The following is a 19,314-nucleotide window of genomic DNA, read 5'->3' as shown; positions in this document are numbered from 1 at the left end:
AAATTATAAATAAAAGGCCATCGCAGTACTGAGACGCGATGAACCAAAACTCGCCATTTTAGTAAAATCGGCTTTAGCTATTGGCACATGCTGACAATCAATCGCCAATTGTTTTTCGTTTTCACAAAACGGGTCATGCACGTACAAGCAATGCTCATCAATATGAGTTACACACACCCAGTGCGGTGACTTTTTACCATCAAACCGATAAGTGCTGATCAATAACACCACCGCTTTACCCTCAGCAAGCCAATCTTCAATGGAGGCCAAGGTTAACTCTTGATACCTCACTGGCAGCTTTGCAGCTATTGCTTCGGCTACAAATTGATTGTGTACGGTATGCAAAATGGCTTTTTTCTTTTCGCTTCTGACACCATCAATAAACAAGGTATCACGGGTATTTAAAACTACATCAGCTTTAAAACCACGTTTCATTGCAGCAAGTGCTAACCCAAGAGGATGACAACCGCCATGCCCTGAAGTCATGAAGATAGTCGTGGCTTCACGCCATATATCCAACTCTTTGTGTTGGCTCATTGCGGTATCATTCAAGGATGACATTGCCATTAATAACGCCGCTGGGCCACAGGTAAATTCGGTAGTTTGCTGGTACCAAGGTGTGTGTTTATCGGCATTAAATTCGATATTACGACGAATGTTTTTTTGCATTCGATGGGCGTCACTGTGGTCATCATAGTAATCACTGTAATGACCAAAAACTTGGTAGCCCAGTTTTTCATATAAACGAATTGCTGATTGGTTGTTTACCGCAACTTCTAAGCGCATGTATAAACGGCCCCGTTTAGCCGTTTCACTTTCAAGCGCAAGCAGTAACTGCGCAGCAATACCTTTACCTTGCTGAGATTGCAAAACCGCCAGTGAATATAACCGAGCAAGGCGCGTCCCTTTGTGACACCACACTAAGCCATATCCAACTAGTTGATTATCTACCTCGGCCACCATCAGTAAGCCGTGAGTTGCGCTGATCCAGCGTTTTAAACTACGGCTACTTAATCTATCTTGGCTAAAGCTTTGCTCTTCAATGGTAACAAGAGCCGTCAAATCCGTGGCCTGTGCAAAGCGGATTTGACAAACAGATGCGTTCATTAACCGCGGCCTCTTGCTTCTAGGCGTTGTTTAAACTCATCCATAATGATCATATAAAGCTCATCACCTAAATAGGCATCTTCGACTTTATGGTCGATACTTGGGTTGTCATTCACTTCTAACACGTATGCTTTACCTTGATGCTCTTTAACATCAACACCATACAAACCTTTACCCACCGTTTTACAGGCTTTTAATGCTGCATCGAGAACCACTTTAGGTAGCTCAAACGTTGGCAAAGTTTCAAAACCACCTGAGAAAAAGCGTTTTGCATCATGGTTGTAAATTTGCCAGTGATTACGCGCCATTAAATAACGACACGCATAAATTGCACGACCATTTAACACCCCGACACGCCAGTCGTATTCGGTATACATGTATTCTTGTGCAAGCACAAGTGCACTGAACTCAAACAGCTCTGTTAACTTAGCAATTAACTCATCACGATTAGCGACTTTAAATACGCCTTTCGAAAAAGAGCCTTCTGGCATTTTTAAAACCAGCGGATAGCTAAAGTTTGCTTCTAAATTATCAATTGTCTCTTCACTTGTATCAGCAACAACATGCGTTTTTAAACTCGGCACTTTTTGATAATTAAAGGCATCGTGCAAATACACTTTATTACAACAGCGTAGTATTGACTCAGCATCATCAATGACCACTAACCCTAAGCTTTGTGCTTTACTAGCTAAGCGATAAGTTGGATGGTCGATAGCCGTTGTTTGACGAATAAATAACGCATCAAATTGTGCAATATTGGTTATTTCATCAAATGTCAGTGCTTGAGCATAAATACCATGTTTAGCGGCTGCTTTAATGAATTTAGCAATGGCATCTTTATCACTTGGCGGCACTTTTTCTTGGTGATCAACCAAAATAGCCATATCCCAACGGTAACGACGTTTTTTATCGTGAATACGCCATACTGACTCTGTAAAACTACTGAGCTGTTTTACAAATTCTGTAAAGGCTGTGTCATCTAATGATGCAATCGTGCCTTGCTTAACAACTCCTTGCTCATCACACACTAAAATAGGTGCGGGATATTGTGAGAATAGTGCTTTGGTTGCTTTACTATGCTGCTCTTGATCTGTATGGCCAAAAAATACAGTGCCACCAGCAAGTTCTTTATGACGCGAGCTGTGCTCATCGCTACGTAGCGCATTAATTGTTTTTACACTCGGTAATACCTGATGCTTTCTCGCTTCAGCAAGCAAAGAACAATAATAACCTTTACTTAAATACTGCCCTGTATCACACAAGTTTAAAATGCGCGTTTTTGGCTCATTATGTTTTGGATAATCACGTAAGTAGGTGTCAAAGGTAATGACATTTTCGAAATTTTGAGCAATACGTTGCTCATTGTTATCAACCACTATCAAGGTTTTAAACACGACTTTTCCTAAATTAAGTCTTATGAGAAAAATGAAAACACCCAACCAATTAAGTGAACGCATGAGGCTAAACTTCACTTAACTAGATGGGTGCTTGAAATACCAAAACACAATAATTGGTAATTAAGCGTATTGGTATAAGCCTTAAGCTTGATGTGATTTATAGAGGTTTTTTTGCTTTGTGACCAACGAGATATTTTTTACTTGAAGATGAAATTTACTGATTAAAAATACCAATAATTAAATTAACTGATCTATGCTGTACAGTTGTTTATTGCCAGCTATTGAGAGTTCAACTTCATCATCAAGGCTCTTTCCAATCAATTGCTTACCTAACGGCGCTTCTCGGGTTACAACATAAATAGGCTGCTCTTTTACGGTAACCACTAAGCCACCTGCACTTGGGCCCATAAAAAACCACTTTGCGTTATCTTGCTCATCGATAAGACACACTAATGCACCTTCACGAACCTTATTAAACTCGCTTTCTTTAAACACCGCATTGAATGCCTGAATATCACGGTAGCATTCATTAACTCGCTCAGCTTGCCCTTGGGCTAAATAAGCGGCTTCTAAACCCAAGGTATCGTATTGAGTTTCAGCAACACTTTCTTCGTGAGTTGCTGCATCATGGGCCGCTTTTGCCGCTGCTTTGGCGTTTTGCAGTTGTGCCTCTAGCGCAAAGCGTAAATGTTCAATTACGTGTGTTTTATTCATATCAAAGTAGCTAAAACAGAAAAGCCGCTATTCTATGGAAAAATAGCGGCTGATGAAAGTAAGTTATAAAACTGGCTTACGGCATATCCATATAGGCTTTAGTTTTATCATCCAGTGTTTGGGTGTAATTTTCTGAACTTAACCCCAATAACTGCGGCAAGGTCGCGGCGATACAAATCGATGAGAAGGTCCCTACAACAATACCCACAAATAACGCGATAGCAAAACCCGTCAATGCAGCCCCTGCAAGCAGCCAAATACAAGCAATGGTCGCAAGTGTTGTGCCTGAGGTGATCAATGTACGTGTTAAGGTAGAACCAATTGCATCGTTAATCACAACATGGGTATTTATGCGTTGATTGTCTGGCTGAATACGTAAAAGCTCTCTAACTCTGTCGCCAACAATAATTGAGTCATTCAATGAATAACCAATAATAGCCAGTAAACTCGCCAGCACGGTTAAATTAAACTCAAGACCAAGTAAGGAAAATAAACCGAGCACTAAGATTAAATCATGTAACAGTGCAACCACTGAACCTACCGCGAGTCTCCATTCAAAGCGCACAGCAAGATAAACCATGATTGCAATCAGCGCTGCAAATAAAGCTAAACAGCCCTGTTCAAAAAGCTCATCACCCACTTGTGAGCCTAAAAATGAGCTAGATAAAACGGTATAGTCTACCCCTTGCTCATTCAGCTCTGCTTGCCAAGTACTGGCTTTACTAACCTCTGGTGCTTCTCTTAAAACAAAGTGATATTCACCCGCTTTACTTATAGTTAATTTACTCGCAACCTCAGGGCTTAACTTTGCCTTTAAATCTGTAATTGTTGTGACTGACGCTGTGTTAATTTCCGTGATGTAGCCACCTGTAAAATCAAGACCAAAGTTTAGCCCTTTTACAGATAAAACAGTTAAGCTCGTAATGACTAAAACACAACTAAGCAATAATCCTAAAACGCGCGCTTTACTAGCTGCAGTTAATGTTGACCAACTCATGCTTTAGCCCCCGTTAAATTAGTTAGTTTAATGTAGAGTGTTTGGCTAAGCGCTTTCGAAATATAAACGCCAGTAAAGACACTAGTTAATAGCCCAAGCGCCAATGTGATTGCAAAGCCTTTCACCGGCCCATAACCAATGGCATATAAAATAATTGCCGTGATCATCGTAGTCACATTGGCATCAAAAATGGTCGAAAATGCTTGGTTGTAACCTTGCTCTATCGCTTGATAAGTAGGCCGGCCTTTACGCTTCTCTTCTTTTATTCGCTCAAAGATAATCACATTGGTATCAACTGCCATCCCTATCGTCAGTACAAGCCCAGCAATACCCGGTAAGGTCAGCACAACCCCCGGTAATAACGACATTAAACCAACTAAAGCCGTTAGATTAAGCAATAAAGCAATATTGGCAATCAGCCCTAAGCGACGATACCAAAGCGCCATAAAGGCAAGGGTAATTCCGATACCCAGCATTAACGCTGCTAAACCATGTTCAATGTTTTCACTGCCTAAGCTTGGGCCTATGGTTTGTTCTTGAACAATTGTCACTGGCGCTGTGAGCGACCCAGCGCGTAGTAAAAGCGCTAGATCATAGGCTGCTTGCGGGCTTTTCATATTAGTAATGCTAAAACGAGAACTTAAATGCTGGGCAATGTTTGCCACATTGATCACTTCGCTTTTTTTCACAACGTCGCCATTTGCATCCCGCGAGTATTCAGAATACACCGTGGCCATAGGCTTACCTATGTTGTGCTTAGAAAATGCAGACATGGCATCGCCACCTTGCGAATCTAAACTAAGCTGCACTAAAGGCTTGCCCCATTCATCTTTGCCAACACTGGCATTATTAATGTGATCACCTGAAAAAATCGCAACAGGATTTAAATTAACAACGCCACCACCTTGCACATTAAACGCTTTACCACCTACTTCGACGACTTGGTAAAAATCGAGAGTCGCAGTTGCACCAATAATACGTTTCGCTTCTGATGGGTCTTGCACACCGGGTAACTCAATGCGAATACGCTGCTTACCTTGTCTTTGCGTTACCGCTTCTGTGATACCAAGCTCTTCAATGCGACCACGCAGGGTTGTTAAGCTTTGCGCCATAACTTGTTTATTAAATTCGCTTTGGCTTTGCTCATTAAAATGCAGTAATACCGTGGTTAGGTTATTCGTTGTTGATTTAGTTTGCATCAGGCCTTTAAATTGACCTTGTAACGTTGAAACAAGCCCTGCGAGTTGCTCCTCGCCGCTTGGTAAAATTTGTAGCTCAACCCCTTCTTTTACAATACTTGCCCGAATACCACGAATTTTGTCTTTACGAAGCGTTAATTTAGTTTGTTGATAGACACTGTTTAAGTGCTCTTGCATTGCTTTATCTAGGTCAACATCAAGCACAAATAACACCCCACCATTTAAGTCGAGTCCCAACTTAATCGGTGAAAGCCCAAGCTGTTGAAGCCATTGTGGGCTTGTCGCATGCTCAACAATTTTAGCCTCTAGCTGTGGGTATTGCGTTTTTATAAAGCTCAACGCATTAGCACTTTGAGTCGGTTCAGCTAATAAAATAGCCAGTTGTGCTTGGCTATCATTGGCTTCAGTCACTTCAAAACCATGTTGATTTAGTGCCGTTGTCACACTTTGCAGCGTCACAGTCTGATCTGGCAAGCTAATGTGCAACCAAGATTTGTTAGGGTAAAGGTTAGGTAGTGCGCTAACCGCTAATAAAATACACGCCGCTATCATAGCGACATAACTCATTTTTAGACGACGCCATAGCGCCGGCTTTGATTTATGTGACATACATGACTTCCTTCCGGCATTGTCAGCCGGTAAAAATTTAATTACAAAAAATAAAAAGTAACGAAGGAAGTCGTTTAGCTATGGTAGGTCGTATTGGCTTTGTACAAGAGATTAGCGTCTTTCCAGCCACTAATGCGGGATTTACGTTGAGTGGCTAATGCAAACCATGGGATCACACGCACAGCACCTGGCGGCGCTAAAAAGTGCTCTTTCCCCCAATCTTCAGCAAAGAATTCAATTAATAGCTCGTAATCAGGATCAACCTGACTATGATAAAGAAATAATGATGAATTACTGGCAGTTAAACGCGGCATAAGGGTATCAAACCCCGATGGTTCATCCGGTTTAGGATGCTCAGCTGTATGAGTTTGGGAAATAACTGGTGTTTTAGTCAGCTCGACTTGGAACAATTTAGTTGCAGCATAGTGTGACTGAGTGTCAGGCATAGCCATGCTCTGTGCACTAAAGAACACAGTAAAGAGCAAGATAATGACTGAGAAAAACCGTAACAAGAACTGACCAATAATTTAAGCGAATAACTGGGATATAATGAGGGCAAAAAAATAAAACACAAGGTATTACTTAAATAAAATGACTAAAACAAAAAGCGGGCCTAATTAGGCCCGCTTAGTCATTTAACTTTGTTAAACTTCTAATGATGACATGTCGATTACAAAGCGTGAGGCCATATCACCTTGCTTTAACTTATCGAATGCGTCATTAATTTGGTCCATTTTAATCATTTCGACTTCTGGCAGAATATTATGTAACGCACAGAAATCGAGGATTTCTTGAGTTTGAGCAATACCGCCAATCAATGAGCCAGCAACACGGCGACGCCCCATTAATAATGGCACTGAGTTAGACTCAGCAAGCTCACCTACTTGACCAACCAATACTTGCGTACCATCAATATCTAAAAGCGGAATATACGGCGTAAAGTCGTGTTTTACCGGAATAGTGTTAATGATCACATCAAATTGATTAGCATGCGCTTGCATGGCAGCTTCATCGCTCGATACCAATAAATCTTTTGCGCCATAAGATAAAACCTGCTGTTTTTTCTTATCACTGCGGCTAATAGCCGTAACATGTGCGCCCATTGCAGCTGCGATTTTAATTGCCATGTGGCCTAAACCACCTAAACCAATCACACCAACACGGCTACCAGGGCCGACATTCCACGTGCGTAGTGGCGAATACGTTGTGATACCCGCACATAGAATTGGCGCACACTTAGCAAGGTCTAAGCCTTCTGGCACACTCAATACAAACTCTTCACGCACCACAATGTGTTTTGAATAACCACCTTGAGTGAGTTCACCGCTAATGCGATCTTGTCCTGAGTAGGTCCCTACCATCCCTTCGCGACAAAACTGCTCTTCACCGTGATGACACTGGTCACAGCTTAAACAGCTATCAACCATACAACCCACAGCAACATTATCGCCCACTTTGTATTTAGTAACGCCGCTACCTACTTCAAGAACACGACCAACGATTTCATGGCCTGGTACCACTGGGTACTGAGTCCAGCCCCAGTCGTTTTCTGCCGTGTGTAAGTCAGAATGGCACACGCCACAATACAGAATTTCAATTGATACATCTTCATCACGAAGTGCACGGCGTTCAAAATGATACGGCTCTAATGGTTTTTCAGAATCATGTGCTGCATAACCGACGGTTTTCATGCTTACTCCTTAATTTTCTTCGTGTTTAACTCATGCATTTAACTAATTTGCTAATGCGCTGGTGTATACTGCACTCAGTATAGAGGTAATTTAGCAAAGTACACTTGCCTAAAACACGAAAGCTTTTGCCTATTTTTATCAAATTGATTCAAGAGAGCCCAATGCGTGGAATGAGCCGCAAAGAACAGGTAACGAGATCGCCTGATGCAATGAACCTATCACAAAGCATCAAAACACTTTGGCCCTATTTAATGACCTTTAAAGGCCGCGTTATTTTAGCCGTCTTAGCGCTTATTGCTGCAAAAGGCGCCACATTGCTGATGCCTTGGGCACTAAAAGAAATAATTGACGCGGTTGATGCGAGTATCAACCCGCTATTAAGTGTTCCTATTGCCTTACTCATCGCTTATGGTTTGCTGCGCTTTGCCAGTGTATTTTTTGGTGAAGTACGCGATGCATTATTTGGCCGTGTTACAGAGCACGCTATGCGCCATATTGGCCTAAAAGTTTTTAAACACTTGCATAGTTTAGAACTTGCTTTTCACCTGGATAGGCAAACAGGTGGTATCAGCCGCGATATAGAGCGTGGTACAAGTGGCCTCAGCTTTTTAATGCGCTTTTTAATGTTTAATATTGTGCCAACCCTATTTGAAATAATCACAGTAGCGATTATTTTTGCGACCTTGTTTTCACCATGGTTTGCACTGGTCACATTAATTGCGGTTGCTAGTTACATTGCTTTTACTGTGATTGTAACTCAGTGGCGTAACCGATTTATTCGTGAAGCAAATGCTGCCGATAACAACTCAAACACCCGTGCAATCGACAGCTTACTAAATTACGAAACCGTTAAGTACTTCAACAATGAACAGTATGAAGCGAGCACCTACGACGGCTTTTTAGCTAAATGGGAGCAAGCGAGGCTTAAAAATCGTTTATCGTTACTGGCACTTAATTCAGGACAAGCACTTATTATAGCCACGGCTATAACAGCGCTAATGTGGCTCGGTGCCAGCTCAGTGGTCAATAAAGAGCTGACAATAGGTGAGCTTGTGATGATCAATGCTTATATGATCCAGTTATTTTTACCACTTAACTTTTTAGGTTTTGTTTATCGTGAGATACGCCGTGCGCTGACTGACCTTGAAAATATGCTGGGGCTGTTAAATCGCAAAGCCGCCATTAGCGATGACAAAGATGCAAAACCATTAAATGCAACCAAAGCAGCTATTCGATTTGAAAATGTGTCGTTTAGTTACGACAAACAACGGCCAATTTTAAATAACTTAAGCTTTGAGGTTACTTCTGGCAGCAAAGTGGCGATTGTGGGTGCCAGTGGCGCAGGTAAAAGCACTCTAAGCCGCCTGCTCTACCGTTTTTATGATGTGGATGCGGGTAAAATTTATATCGATGAGCAAGCAATCAACACAGTGACACTTGAAAGTTTGCGCCAAGCTATTGCCATCGTACCGCAAGATACCGTGCTATTTAATACCAGCATTCGCGAAAATATCGCCTACGGAAACCCAACAGCAAGCGAAGATGAAATTGATAAAGCCATAAGCCTTGCCCATTTAGATGGATTTATTGCCAGCCTAGATAAAGGTGATAAAACCCTTGTTGGTGAGCGCGGTTTAAAAGTGTCGGGCGGTGAAAAACAACGCATTGCAATTGCTAGAGCCATTTTAAAAGGTTCACCCATTTTATTATTTGATGAGGCAACATCGGCGCTAGATTCGCATTCAGAGCAAGCCATTCTCAGCGCGATGCGTGAAGTCGCACAAAGACATACCAGCTTGGTTATTGCACATCGTTTATCAACAATTACTGACGCAGACAAAATTATTGTTATGAAACAAGGACAGGTTGTTGAGCAAGGTCAGCACCATCAACTGCTTGCAGCGAATGGTGAATACGCACGAATGTGGCAGTTACAGCAAAGCGAAGAATAAACACTGTTAACTAGTAGGTTAAATGATTAGAATAACCGCTTTATTTTTATCTATAACAAAAAGGCAACACGCAGATGGGCAGAGCTTATCAAAACAAAAAAGACTCAATGGCAAAAACTGCGGGTGCAAAAACCAAAGTTTATTCAAAGTACGGAAAAGAAATTTATATCTGCGCTAAGAATGGTGGTGTTGATCCCGATGGCAACTTAGCGCTTCGTCGCTTAATTGAGCGTGCTAAGAAAGACCAAGTACCTACGCACGTGATTGAGCGTGCAATCGATAAAGCCAAAGGCGGTGGCGGCGAAGATTATGTAGCAACTCGCTATGAAGGTTACGGCCCGGGTAACTGTATGATCATTGTTGACTGTTTAACCGACAACAACAAACGTACATTCGCTGACGTACGTGTTTGTTTTACTAAAGCAAATGCAAAAATTGGCGCGCAAAACTCAGTATCACACTTATTTGATCACCTCGCTATTTTTGTATTTGATGGTGATGATGACGAAGCTGTTTTAGAAGCGCTAATGATGGCTGATGTAGATGTAACGGATGTAGAAGTTGAAGACGGTAAAGTGACGGTATTCGCGCCACACACTGAATACAACAACACCCGTACAGCACTTGAAGAAATGGGAATTACTGATTTCCACGAAGATCTAATTGCTTTTGTGCCGCAAGTAGAAGCACCCATTGAAGGTGAAGACGTTGAAGTCATGGAACGCTTTTTAGCCATGCTAGAAGACTGTGACGACGTACAAAACGTTTACCATAACGCACAGTTTTAATTAAAAAGGCCAACCAAGTTGGCCTTTTAGCCCAAAGGAATCAACATTGAATACCCTCGAAGAGTTAAAAGCCGGTTCTCTACAAGGTTGTACACGGATTCAGCTTGTTGCAAAACTAACCGAGTTCCCAAAAGAAATTTATACTCTAGCCGATACGTTAGAAATCCTCGATTTATCTAATAACCAGCTAAGTGATTTACCTGACGATTTTTACAAATTAAAAAATCTCAAACGGCTGTTTTTATCATTTAATCAGTTTAAACATATTCCAGACGTGCTAAGACAATGCCCAAACTTAATCATGGTGGCATTTAAAGGTAATCAAATTACTGAATTTAAAGCGCACTGTTTGCCAACGCAGATTGAATGGCTGATCTTAACGGATAATCAAATCCCCGCTTTACCTGATTCATTTGGTGAGTACAGCAAGCTTAAAAAGCTCGCACTGGCAGGTAATCAGTTAACTCATTTACCAGCTTCAATGGCTAATTGTAACGAGCTTGAGCTAATACGTTTAAGTGCCAATAAGCTTACAAAAGTTGAAGATTGGCTTTTAGCTTTACCGAAACTTGCTTGGCTTGCCTTCTCTGGTAACGATTTAAATCGCTCAACTAGCTTACACTGCGAGCAGTTTAGCAAAATCACACTGGATGAAATCGAAGTTAAAAAGCAGATTGGCCAAGGTGCGTCTGGGGTTATTCACTTAGCTAATTGGCATCAACGTCCTGTTGCCCTTAAGTTATTTAAAGGCGAGATCACCAGTGATGGCTATCCACTCGATGAGCTAAATTGTTGTTTAAAAGCCAGTGAGCATCCAAATCTCATTAAAGCATTGGGCTATGTCGATGAAGAGTCACAACTTGGTTTAGTGATGGAGCTTATCAGTAAAGAGTTCACGAATCTTGGTTTGCCACCCTCCCTTGCAAGCTGTACCCGTGATACCTTCGAAGACAACTGCCAGTACGCGCCAGAAATGGTGCTAAAAATCGTTAAGCAAATGACAAGTACCCTCGCCCATTTACATCAAAAGCAAGTAAGCCATGGTGACATTTATGCCCATAACAGCATGATCAATTCACAGGGCGAGTTATTATTTGGTGACTTTGGTGCAGCAACAGACTTATCCATGCTGACGCCTGATCAACAGCAGCGATTAGAAGGCATTGAAGTACGCGCTCTTGGTTATTTCATCGATGATTTACTGACTGTAGTCACTGAACAAAACGACATTACCACGATGCTTTCTGACATCGTTCAAGAGTGCTTAGGACTCAACTCAGACAAACGCCCTCGCTTTTCTGAGCTAGTTTCGCGATTATGAGTATAGGTAATAATAAATAAAGCCTCTGTGAGGCTTTATTTTTGCTTTTTAAACGGGAACACCTGCTGCTTTAACATACCTTCTGGCATGTAATCGCCAACCACTCCATATTTATCGGGCCACTCTGCTTGACCTTTGACTGCCGTGCCAAATAGATAATCTAAAAAAGAAAAATGCGCAGCATAGTTACGGTCAATGGCCGCTTTATCAGATGAATGATGCCAATGATGAAACTGAGGGGTAACCAGTACATACTTTAACCATCCAAATTTTACCCGAACATTAGCGTGGTTAAACACAGCCTGAAAGCCAACAATAATGACATATAAGCTAATGACATCCGATGGAAAGCCGAGCACAAAAATTGGCGTAAGCACTAAGCTGCGCGTCACGAGTATTTCTAAAATATGTTGACGAGAGCCAGCAAGCCAATCCATCTCTTTTGCACTGTGGTGCACGGCATGAAAACGCCAAAGCAGGGGCACTTCGTGATAAGCCCTATGCACAAAGTACTGCATTAAATCAGCCACTAAAATGATTAAAAATAATTGGAGTAAAAATGGCAGTTGAATAATAAAGCCTTGCACTGTATCAGACACAGCCCAGCCAAATGCATGATGCACGAACTGATTGGTTGCCAGCAACACAAAACCAATAATTAAGTGATTAACAAAGAAATGATTTAAATCACCCTGCCACTCAGTACGGAGAATTTTTTGCTCTTTACGGTGCGGCAGCAGCTTCTCAATTAGAATAAAAATCAGTGTGGAGCCAAGTAAGTCAAGAATGAACCAATCAAGCCCCAAGTACGGCGTATTATCTCTAAAGTCGCCCACTTCAACATTCGGCCCACCAAATGCAATAGCAAGCAAGATCAACACCCAAGCCGTTGCACCGAGCCGTTTATTAGTATTACGAACAAAATTCAACAACCCTAAACTGCCTGAAATAATTAATGCCACAAACATCAGCTGGCGTAAAAACTTGACACTGTAGTTTTGCCTGAGCTCTGGGGTCGTTAAGTACTCTGGAAAATGAAAAGCTAATACCCCTAAACAGGATAATACCGCTAAGAAGCAAGCAATATAACCACTGATATTGCCCTCACCCACTTGAAACTGCTCAGCTCTAAATAGCCGATGATAAAGACCTGTCATGATATAAAATCCATTTATCAATTTTTTGCAGCATAACACAGAAGAATTTAGGAACAAATATACGTTAAGCCATCACAAACATGTGTATACAACAAATTGAGACCAAGCTCAAAAAAACCAAAACGAAACTGCGTTCAGGTAAGTAATGAATAATCAACGCAGGCATGTCAATAATGTGCGAAGCCTTTGCCCTATAGCACAAACTATGTCTTTCAAACCTCATGAAAGCGTTTTTTAGCCTTACCAGATAAAGCTTTATTCCAGCCAAATGAATAAGCACAAATGTCGATGGGCCTAAAAACTCAAGTAGCGCCATGAGCTCATACCCCATCATTAACTCAGGCCCTGCAATGAGAATGACTAAAACCAATGCAATTGACCTATATACCTTATTAGCGAATAACTGTTTAATTTTATTGAACATCCATATCCTTATGAAACGAAATAGGCTTATAAAAGAATAAGCCTTTAACTATTACTGAAATGCTTTATCAAACTTATCTTGATCAAGGTATTTATCAAATGCACCTAAAGCATTACCCACACTTGGTTCAGCCATTAACTCTTGCATTGCAACTTCACCGACAATACCGAATGCGTTTTCCATTGCTCCCTGACCACCGACTTCAATCGCCGCTTTTGCTTGCTTTGGACAGTCTTCGGTTAATAAACGCGTAACTAATGCACCAACATAGCGATTAGTGTCATCCATATCTTGCTCTGTCACATTCGAGAAAGGCTTAATTATACTGTGTGTCGACATACCTAGATAAATCCACTTAGCGAGGTTTTTTCGTTCTTTGCCATTTAGTGAATCAGTTAAACACACTGCAAGTTGATGTGCTTCTTCTGATGCTGAAACATAACTAGGCAGTAACGACGTTAAAAAGAGTGAAGTAGTTAATAAGATTTTTTTCATTATTTTCCTCATAAACTGGGATTAACCATAGAATTCTACTTCAGTTTTTACACCAAATGGTAAAATGAATTCTCTAAATTCAGGATCGCCTTGCTGAGCTTTTGGATATTTAAGGTTATACATATTCTTTTTAAACATATTTAAGAATTGCTTATTTTGCAGTTTATTATCCAATACACTAACTTTGACAACATCACCCGCTTGATTAACCATCATCATAAATAAAATTTTATCATCAGATCGTCTGAAGTCGTCTTTTGCTTTTGTTATCACATCTTTGGGAATATTAAAATCGGGTAGGTTTTTGTCTTGTGTGGATGAGCAAGACACTAACAAGAGGCATAAAGGTATTAAAAATTTATTCATCATCTGTCCCTAAAAATGTTTAAAGATAAGATACTGTGAATAAATACTTTTATCCAGCAAAAACCAAAAAAGCCACGATAAACGTGGCTTTGTTGGATAAAGCTTAAACTTTTACTGTTCTATTATAAGAACTGACCTAGCGCTTTAACTTGGTCTAACATGCGGTTTGAGAAACCCCACTCGTTGTCGTACCAAGCCATCACTTTAACAAGCTTACCATCTACTTTAGTTTGGGTAGAATCGAAGATTGAAGACGCAGGATTGTGGTTAAAGTCGATAGAAACAAGCGGTAGTTCGTTATACTCAAGAATACCTTGCATTGCACCTTCTGATGCTGCTTTAACGACTTCGTTGATTTCTGCTGCAGTTGTTTCACGCTTAGCAACAAACGTTAAGTCTACTAAAGAAACGTTGATTGTTGGTACACGTACTGCCATGCCGTCAAGTTTACCCGCAAGTTCAGGAAGTACTAAACCAACAGCTTTAGCTGCACCTGTTTTCGTTGGGATCATTGACTGAGTTGCACTACGTGCACGGTATAAGTCTGGGTGATAAACGTCAGATAAGTTTTGGTCGTTTGTGTAAGCATGAATTGTTGTCATGCTACCTTGCTCGATACCGACTGTGTCGTTGATTGCTTTTGCAATCGGTGCTAAACAGTTTGTTGTACATGATGCATTTGAAATGATGTTGCTGTCAGCGTTTAATACTTCGCTGTTAACACCGTGAACAACTGTTGCATCCATGTCAGTACCAGGTGCAGAAACAATAACTTTTTTAGCACCCGCTTCAATGTGTTTAGCCGCTGCGTCACGTGAAGTGAATAAACCAGTACATTCTAAAACGATATCTACGTTTAGTGCTTTCCAAGGTAAGTTTGCAGGATCACGCTCTTGCGTAAGGGTAATTTCGTCATTACCAATTAGCATAGTGTTTTCAGCAAGTGTTACTTTTTGAGAAAATTGACCGTGTACTGAGTCAAATTGAGTTAAATGCGCGTTAACATTTGCTGGTGCTAAATCGTTGATTGCAACGATTTTGATTTCGTTGTTTTGAGCTGACTCATAAAGGGCACGTAATACGTTACGACCGATACGTCCATAGCCATTAATTGCAACATTAATCATTCTAATATCTCCCGTTAATTATTTTACTTCACTTGCTTGGCGAGCAAGCGCTTCAATGGCTTGCCAGTCTTTGTTTTCAATAAGTTGTTTATCTAACATCCAAGTACCACCTACACAGATTACATTTTTAAGTGCCAGGTAATTAGGTGCTGTTTCAAGGCTAATACCGCCTGTAGGGCAAAATGTTACTTGTGGTAAAGGACCACCAATTGATTTCAGCATTGCTGTGCCACCCGCTGCTTCTGCAGGGAAGAACTTTAAGAACTTAAAGCCATGGCTTGCTAATTTCATTACTTCACTTGGTGTTGCTGCACCTGGTAAAAATGGAATATCAGTGTCTTTAGCCAGTGCTAATAATTCGTCGTTTACACCTGGGCTAACCATGAAGTCAGCACCGGCTTCAACAGATGCATTAAATGTCGCTTTATCAACCACGGTACCTGTGCCAACGTATGCTTCTGGTACGGCTTCTTTCATTAGCTTTACAGCTTCTGCCGCAATCGGCGTACGTAAAGTAATTTCTAGTGCTTTTAAGCCACCGTTATAAAGCGCACGTGCAAGTGGTGCTGCATCTTCAAGTTTTTCGATAACAACAACCGGTACCACAGGTGCCGATGATAAAATTTTCTCAATGCTCATTGTTTGTTCCTCATAGCCCAGTAACGGCGTATTATTATTCTAAACCAAAGGCACTTGCGCCAAGGTCTGCACTACTTACTATATTTCTGAAACCTGCGAATAACTCTCGGCCTGTACCATATGTTTGGCTTGGTTGGCTAAGTTGTAATTCACGTTTTGCTAATTCTTCATCGCTTACGTGTACTTTCAATACACCCGCTGGTGCATCAAGCGTCACTAAGTCACCTTCGTGAATTTTTGCGATTACACCACCTTCAACCGCTTCTGGTGCTAAGTGGATTGCAGCAGGAACTTTACCTGATGCACCCGACATACGACCGTCTGTCACAATCGCCACTTTGTAGCCTTGGTCTTGTAGTGTTGCCATTACTGGCGTTAATTTGTGAAGCTCAGGCATGCCTTTCGCCTTCGGACCTTGCTCTTTAATTACAGCAATAAAGTCTGTATTTAACTCACCGCGGCTATACGCTTCTTGTAACTCACCTTGTGAGCTAAATACTTTAGCTGGTGCAGAAACAACTTGGTGAGATTCAGCCACTGCAGATACTTTGATAACGGCTTTGCCAAGGTTACCTGTAAGAAGCTGTAAACCACCCTGCTTGCTAAACGGGTTATCAATCGGACGTAATACTTCTTCATCATGTGACTTTTCAGGACACGCTACCCATTTAACTTTGCTTGGGCCTGTGCTGTTAGTCATGATCACTGATGAATCTTTATCTAGCATTGGCTCTGTGGTGTATGCTTCTAAGCCATCACCTACAATCGTTTTCACGTCGTTATGTAAGTAACCTTTGCTCAGTAGTTGCTTCATTAAAAAGCCCATACCGCCGGCTGCTTGGAAGTGGTTTACATCTGCTGAGCCGTTCGGGTAAATACGTGTAAGAAGTGGCACAACTTCTGATAAGTCAGCCATGTCTTTCCAAGTAAGGATTACACCCGCAGCTTTCGCGATTGCTACTAGGTGGATTGCGTGGTTTGTTGAGCCGCCTGTTGATAACAAGCCAACTAAACCATTAATAATTGTTTTTTCACTCACTACGTCAGCAAGGCTGTTAGCATCTTTTGTTTCGATTAACTGCTTTAACATGGTTTCGACAGCATGACCTGTTAAACCATCACGAAGTTCTGTGTAAGGGTTAATGAAAGAGCTACCTGGTAAATGTAGACCCATGATTTCCATTAACATTTGATTCGAGTTAGCGGTACCGTAGAAAGTACACGTACCCGCACTGTGATACGATGCGCTTTCAGCTTCTAACAGCTCTTCGCGACTTACTAAGCCTTGTGCAAATTTTTGACGAACACGGGCTTTTTCTTTATTCGGGATACCCGATTGCATTGGACCTGCTGGTAAGAAATACGTTGGTAAATGACCAAATGATAAGGCACCTATTAGAAGTCCAGGGACAATCTTGTCACACACACCTAAACAGAAAACACCGTCGAACACGTCATGCGATAAAGAAACCGCTGTAGACATTGCAATCACATCACGTGAGAACAATGATAGTTCCATACCATCACGGCCTTGAGTAACACCGTCGCACATAGCTGGTACGCCGCCAGCAACTTGTGCTGTAGCATCGAACTTAGTGGCAAGGCTTTTGATGATTTCCGGATAATCTTTGTAAGGAACATGCGCAGAAAGCATGTCGTTATAAGCGTTGATGATAGCTAGGTTTGGTTGCTCGTCTGCTTTTAAGCGAGCTTTGTCATCGCTGCTACAAGCAGCCATAACGTGTGCAATATTACCACAGCCTAAACCTGCACGAACTCTTGTTTGTTTTTTTGCGTGCGCGATTCGCTCTAAATAAGCTTGGCGGGTCTCTTTACTGCGTTCGATAACGCGTTCGGTGACTTCTTGGATACGAGGATGCAACATATAAATTCGACTCATCTCTATAGTTAGAGGATAAAGGCTCAGTAACAATTACAGACTCCACGAAAATAATTGTACTGAGCAACTTTGATTTACCCGTTCAAAGGTACGCTGACAGGCTGTCTCTCACAACCAACCTGACACCGGTGTCACTGTATTAACTCATGACTGTGACACCGGTGTCAACCTTATCTGTTAAATTTAGTTTAATTTTTTTAAATGACCAAATAATGAACAATTTAATTTTAGTAGAATATGAGTAGAATTCATGTGAAGCACCACGATTAAAGGTGTATGCATAAGAAAGGTTTTGTTGTGAGCTTTATTTAAAAACAGCAACTTAGATCATAAAAATGCAATTTTTAGATTGAAAATAAAAAAGCCCGAGAACGCGTCACTCATTCTCGGGCTACTGTGAAAAAACAAGATGAAATTTATTTATTTTCTGCTGTCGACTCTCGAGTAATGAGTTTTGCTTCAAGGGTTACTTGATAAGGCGACTCTTGTGGATCACCAATATGAGTGATCAATTGCTTAACTGCTTGCTGAGTCATCTCTTCAACCGGTTGTGCAATGGTCGTTAACCCCGGCCAGATATGACGTGCAATTGGTGCGTTATCAAACCCTGCAATAGAAATATCATCTGGCACTCTTAACTGCATTTGTGTAGCAAGCTTTAATACTGCTGCTGCCATGTAGTCATTTGAAGCAAATACCGCTGTTGGGCGAGGGTTTAAATCTAAAATTGTACGGGCACTATCAACACCAGAGTGATAACTGAAGTTACCTTCTTCAACTAAGCGTTCATCAAACTCAATACCATTTGACGCAAGCGCTCTTCGATAACCTTTAAAACGCTGCTCTGTGGCACTGTGATCAGGGTGACCTTTAATGAAGGCAATTTCTTTATGACCCAGCTTGATAAGATGCTCTGTTATTTCAAAAGCCCCCTGCTCGTCGTTACTTCTCACCGAAATAGAGTCGTCTTCAAGTACTGCTGATGCGACGCGAGCATACGGGATCTTTTTCGACTTTAAAAAGCTTACAAGTTCAGGAAAATCTGAAAATGGCGGGGTCAATACAATACCGTCTAAACGAGAAGTTTGAATTAATTGCTCAATGTTACTAATTAATTCATCACCGCGTAATTCGCAAGGATGGATCAATAAGTTGTAGTTAAGTTCATGGCACGCCGCTAAGGCACCAGTTTGCACCCGGGTAATATAGCTTTTACTCGGATTATCGTACAAGCAACCAATAATAAAACTACGGTTTTGTGCTAAACCTCTAGCTATTGGGTTTGGCGTGTAATCGAGCTCTTTAAAAACTTTAAGTACTTTTTCGCGCGTTGCATCACTCACGTTTGGCTCATTGTTAAGCACGCGAGATACTGTTTTTTTCGATACACCGGCATAGCTGGCGACACTGTTGATGGTTACTTTCTTCATC

17 protein-coding genes are annotated in these 19,314 nt (G+C 41.3%); 3 read left to right on the top strand and 14 right to left on the bottom strand.

Annotation, left to right across the window (positions count from 1 at the left end):
* Positions 1 to 3: 3 nt before the first annotated feature.
* The 7 genes from CWB80_RS04915 to CWB80_RS04885 form a co-directional block, all read right to left on the bottom strand.
* The gene (locus CWB80_RS04915; RefSeq protein ID WP_138600600.1) at positions 4 to 1,107 is read right to left on the bottom strand and encodes a GNAT family N-acetyltransferase/peptidase C39 family protein; all 1,104 of its coding nucleotides are present in this window, start codon (positions 1,105 to 1,107) and stop codon (positions 4 to 6) included.
* Entirely contained in the window at positions 1,107 to 2,501 is a 1,395-nt protein-coding gene (locus CWB80_RS04910) for a RimK family ATP-grasp domain-containing protein (RefSeq protein WP_138600598.1), read from the bottom strand. Before CWB80_RS04910 ends, CWB80_RS04915 begins: the two co-directional genes overlap by 1 nt.
* Before the next feature lie 240 nt (positions 2,502 to 2,741).
* Positions 2,742 to 3,218, bottom strand: coding sequence for a transcription elongation factor GreAB (locus CWB80_RS04905; protein WP_054551429.1), 477 nt, complete (start codon positions 3,216 to 3,218; stop codon positions 2,742 to 2,744).
* A gap of 76 nt (positions 3,219 to 3,294) precedes the next feature.
* Positions 3,295 to 4,215 (bottom strand): protein translocase subunit SecF, encoded by a 921-nt coding sequence (gene secF / locus CWB80_RS04900; RefSeq protein WP_138600596.1) that lies wholly within the window; start codon positions 4,213 to 4,215, stop codon positions 3,295 to 3,297.
* The gene (gene secD / locus CWB80_RS04895; RefSeq protein WP_138600594.1) at positions 4,212 to 6,023 is read right to left on the bottom strand and encodes a protein translocase subunit SecD; all 1,812 of its coding nucleotides are present in this window, start codon (positions 6,021 to 6,023) and stop codon (positions 4,212 to 4,214) included. The genes secF and secD overlap by 4 nt, the downstream gene beginning before the upstream one ends.
* A 74-nt stretch (positions 6,024 to 6,097) precedes the next feature.
* Positions 6,098 to 6,475, bottom strand: a complete 378-nt coding sequence (locus CWB80_RS04890) for a hypothetical protein (RefSeq protein WP_138600591.1) — start codon at positions 6,473 to 6,475, stop codon at positions 6,098 to 6,100.
* 192 nt (positions 6,476 to 6,667) lie between these two features.
* Complete coding sequence (locus CWB80_RS04885; RefSeq protein ID WP_138600590.1) at positions 6,668 to 7,714, bottom strand: NAD(P)-dependent alcohol dehydrogenase; 1,047 nt, start codon at positions 7,712 to 7,714, stop codon at positions 6,668 to 6,670.
* 209 nt (positions 7,715 to 7,923) lie between these two features.
* Here CWB80_RS04885 and CWB80_RS04880 point away from each other — a divergent pair, with 209 nt between their 5' ends.
* From CWB80_RS04880 to CWB80_RS04870, 3 genes are all read left to right on the top strand, one after another.
* A complete protein-coding gene (locus CWB80_RS04880) occupies positions 7,924 to 9,666 on the top strand; it encodes an ABCB family ABC transporter ATP-binding protein/permease (RefSeq protein WP_138600712.1) in 1,743 nt (580 codons plus the stop codon).
* Between the two features lie 74 nt (positions 9,667 to 9,740).
* Complete coding sequence (locus CWB80_RS04875; protein ID WP_054561631.1) at positions 9,741 to 10,454, top strand: YebC/PmpR family DNA-binding transcriptional regulator; 714 nt, start codon at positions 9,741 to 9,743, stop codon at positions 10,452 to 10,454.
* Positions 10,455 to 10,500: 46 nt separating this feature from the next.
* On the top strand, positions 10,501 to 11,775 hold the full coding sequence (locus CWB80_RS04870; RefSeq protein WP_138600588.1) for a protein kinase: 1,275 nt from the start codon (positions 10,501 to 10,503) through the stop codon (positions 11,773 to 11,775).
* 35 nt (positions 11,776 to 11,810) lie between these two features.
* Here the strand turns inward: CWB80_RS04870 and CWB80_RS04865 are convergent, their stop codons facing one another.
* The 7 genes from CWB80_RS04865 to CWB80_RS04835 all read right to left on the bottom strand — a co-directional run bounded on the left by CWB80_RS04865 (position 11,811) and on the right by CWB80_RS04835 (position 19,313).
* On the bottom strand, positions 11,811 to 12,932 hold the full coding sequence (locus CWB80_RS04865) for a sterol desaturase family protein (RefSeq protein ID WP_138600586.1): 1,122 nt from the start codon (positions 12,930 to 12,932) through the stop codon (positions 11,811 to 11,813).
* A 475-nt stretch (positions 12,933 to 13,407) separates the two neighbouring features.
* Positions 13,408 to 13,851 (bottom strand): hypothetical protein, encoded by a 444-nt coding sequence (locus CWB80_RS04860; RefSeq protein ID WP_138600584.1) that lies wholly within the window; start codon positions 13,849 to 13,851, stop codon positions 13,408 to 13,410.
* A gap of 21 nt (positions 13,852 to 13,872) precedes the next feature.
* The gene (locus tag CWB80_RS04855; protein WP_138600582.1) at positions 13,873 to 14,217 is read right to left on the bottom strand and encodes a hypothetical protein; all 345 of its coding nucleotides are present in this window, start codon (positions 14,215 to 14,217) and stop codon (positions 13,873 to 13,875) included.
* A gap of 122 nt (positions 14,218 to 14,339) precedes the next feature.
* Positions 14,340 to 15,344, bottom strand: a complete 1,005-nt coding sequence (gene gap / locus CWB80_RS04850) for a type I glyceraldehyde-3-phosphate dehydrogenase (protein WP_054551438.1) — start codon at positions 15,342 to 15,344, stop codon at positions 14,340 to 14,342.
* Between the two features lie 18 nt (positions 15,345 to 15,362).
* On the bottom strand, positions 15,363 to 15,983 hold the full coding sequence (locus tag CWB80_RS04845) for a bifunctional 4-hydroxy-2-oxoglutarate aldolase/2-dehydro-3-deoxy-phosphogluconate aldolase (protein ID WP_054551439.1): 621 nt from the start codon (positions 15,981 to 15,983) through the stop codon (positions 15,363 to 15,365).
* A gap of 34 nt (positions 15,984 to 16,017) precedes the next feature.
* A complete protein-coding gene (gene edd, locus CWB80_RS04840; protein WP_138600580.1) occupies positions 16,018 to 17,868 on the bottom strand; it encodes a phosphogluconate dehydratase in 1,851 nt (616 codons plus the stop codon).
* Between the two features lie 431 nt (positions 17,869 to 18,299).
* Positions 18,300 to 19,313, bottom strand: coding sequence for a LacI family DNA-binding transcriptional regulator (locus CWB80_RS04835; RefSeq protein WP_138600577.1), 1,014 nt, complete (start codon positions 19,311 to 19,313; stop codon positions 18,300 to 18,302).
* Position 19,314 lies beyond the last annotated feature (1 nt).

The sequence above is a fragment of the Pseudoalteromonas sp. S1650 genome (assembly GCF_005887195.1).
GTDB classification, from domain to species: Bacteria; Pseudomonadota; Gammaproteobacteria; order Enterobacterales; family Alteromonadaceae; genus Pseudoalteromonas; species Pseudoalteromonas simplex.
The sequence above is the reverse complement of the archived record's forward strand: the minus strand, read 5'-3'. Positions and strand labels throughout refer to the sequence as shown.

Coding starts and splice junctions, on each gene's coding strand:
- CWB80_RS04915 (WP_138600600.1), bottom strand. CDS start 1,107: ATGAACGCATCTGTTTGTCAAATCCGCTTTGCACAGGCCACGGATTTG.
- CWB80_RS04905 (WP_054551429.1), bottom strand. CDS start 3,218: ATGAATAAAACACACGTAATTGAACATTTACGCTTTGCGCTAGAGGCA.
- secF (WP_138600596.1), bottom strand. CDS start 4,215: ATGAGTTGGTCAACATTAACTGCAGCTAGTAAAGCGCGCGTTTTAGGA.
- secD (WP_138600594.1), bottom strand. CDS start 6,023: ATGTCACATAAATCAAAGCCGGCGCTATGGCGTCGTCTAAAAATGAGT.
- CWB80_RS04890 (WP_138600591.1), bottom strand. CDS start 6,475: ATGGCTATGCCTGACACTCAGTCACACTATGCTGCAACTAAATTGTTC.
- CWB80_RS04885 (WP_138600590.1), bottom strand. CDS start 7,714: ATGAAAACCGTCGGTTATGCAGCACATGATTCTGAAAAACCATTAGAG.
- CWB80_RS04880 (WP_138600712.1), top strand. CDS start 7,924: ATGAACCTATCACAAAGCATCAAAACACTTTGGCCCTATTTAATGACC.
- CWB80_RS04875 (WP_054561631.1), top strand. CDS start 9,741: ATGGGCAGAGCTTATCAAAACAAAAAAGACTCAATGGCAAAAACTGCG.
- CWB80_RS04865 (WP_138600586.1), bottom strand. CDS start 12,932: ATGACAGGTCTTTATCATCGGCTATTTAGAGCTGAGCAGTTTCAAGTG.
- CWB80_RS04860 (WP_138600584.1), bottom strand. CDS start 13,851: ATGAAAAAAATCTTATTAACTACTTCACTCTTTTTAACGTCGTTACTG.
- CWB80_RS04855 (WP_138600582.1), bottom strand. CDS start 14,217: ATGAATAAATTTTTAATACCTTTATGCCTCTTGTTAGTGTCTTGCTCA.
- gap (WP_054551438.1), bottom strand. CDS start 15,344: ATGATTAATGTTGCAATTAATGGCTATGGACGTATCGGTCGTAACGTA.
- CWB80_RS04845 (WP_054551439.1), bottom strand. CDS start 15,983: ATGAGCATTGAGAAAATTTTATCATCGGCACCTGTGGTACCGGTTGTT.
- edd (WP_138600580.1), bottom strand. CDS start 17,868: ATGTTGCATCCTCGTATCCAAGAAGTCACCGAACGCGTTATCGAACGC.
- CWB80_RS04835 (WP_138600577.1), bottom strand. CDS start 19,313: ATGAAGAAAGTAACCATCAACAGTGTCGCCAGCTATGCCGGTGTATCG.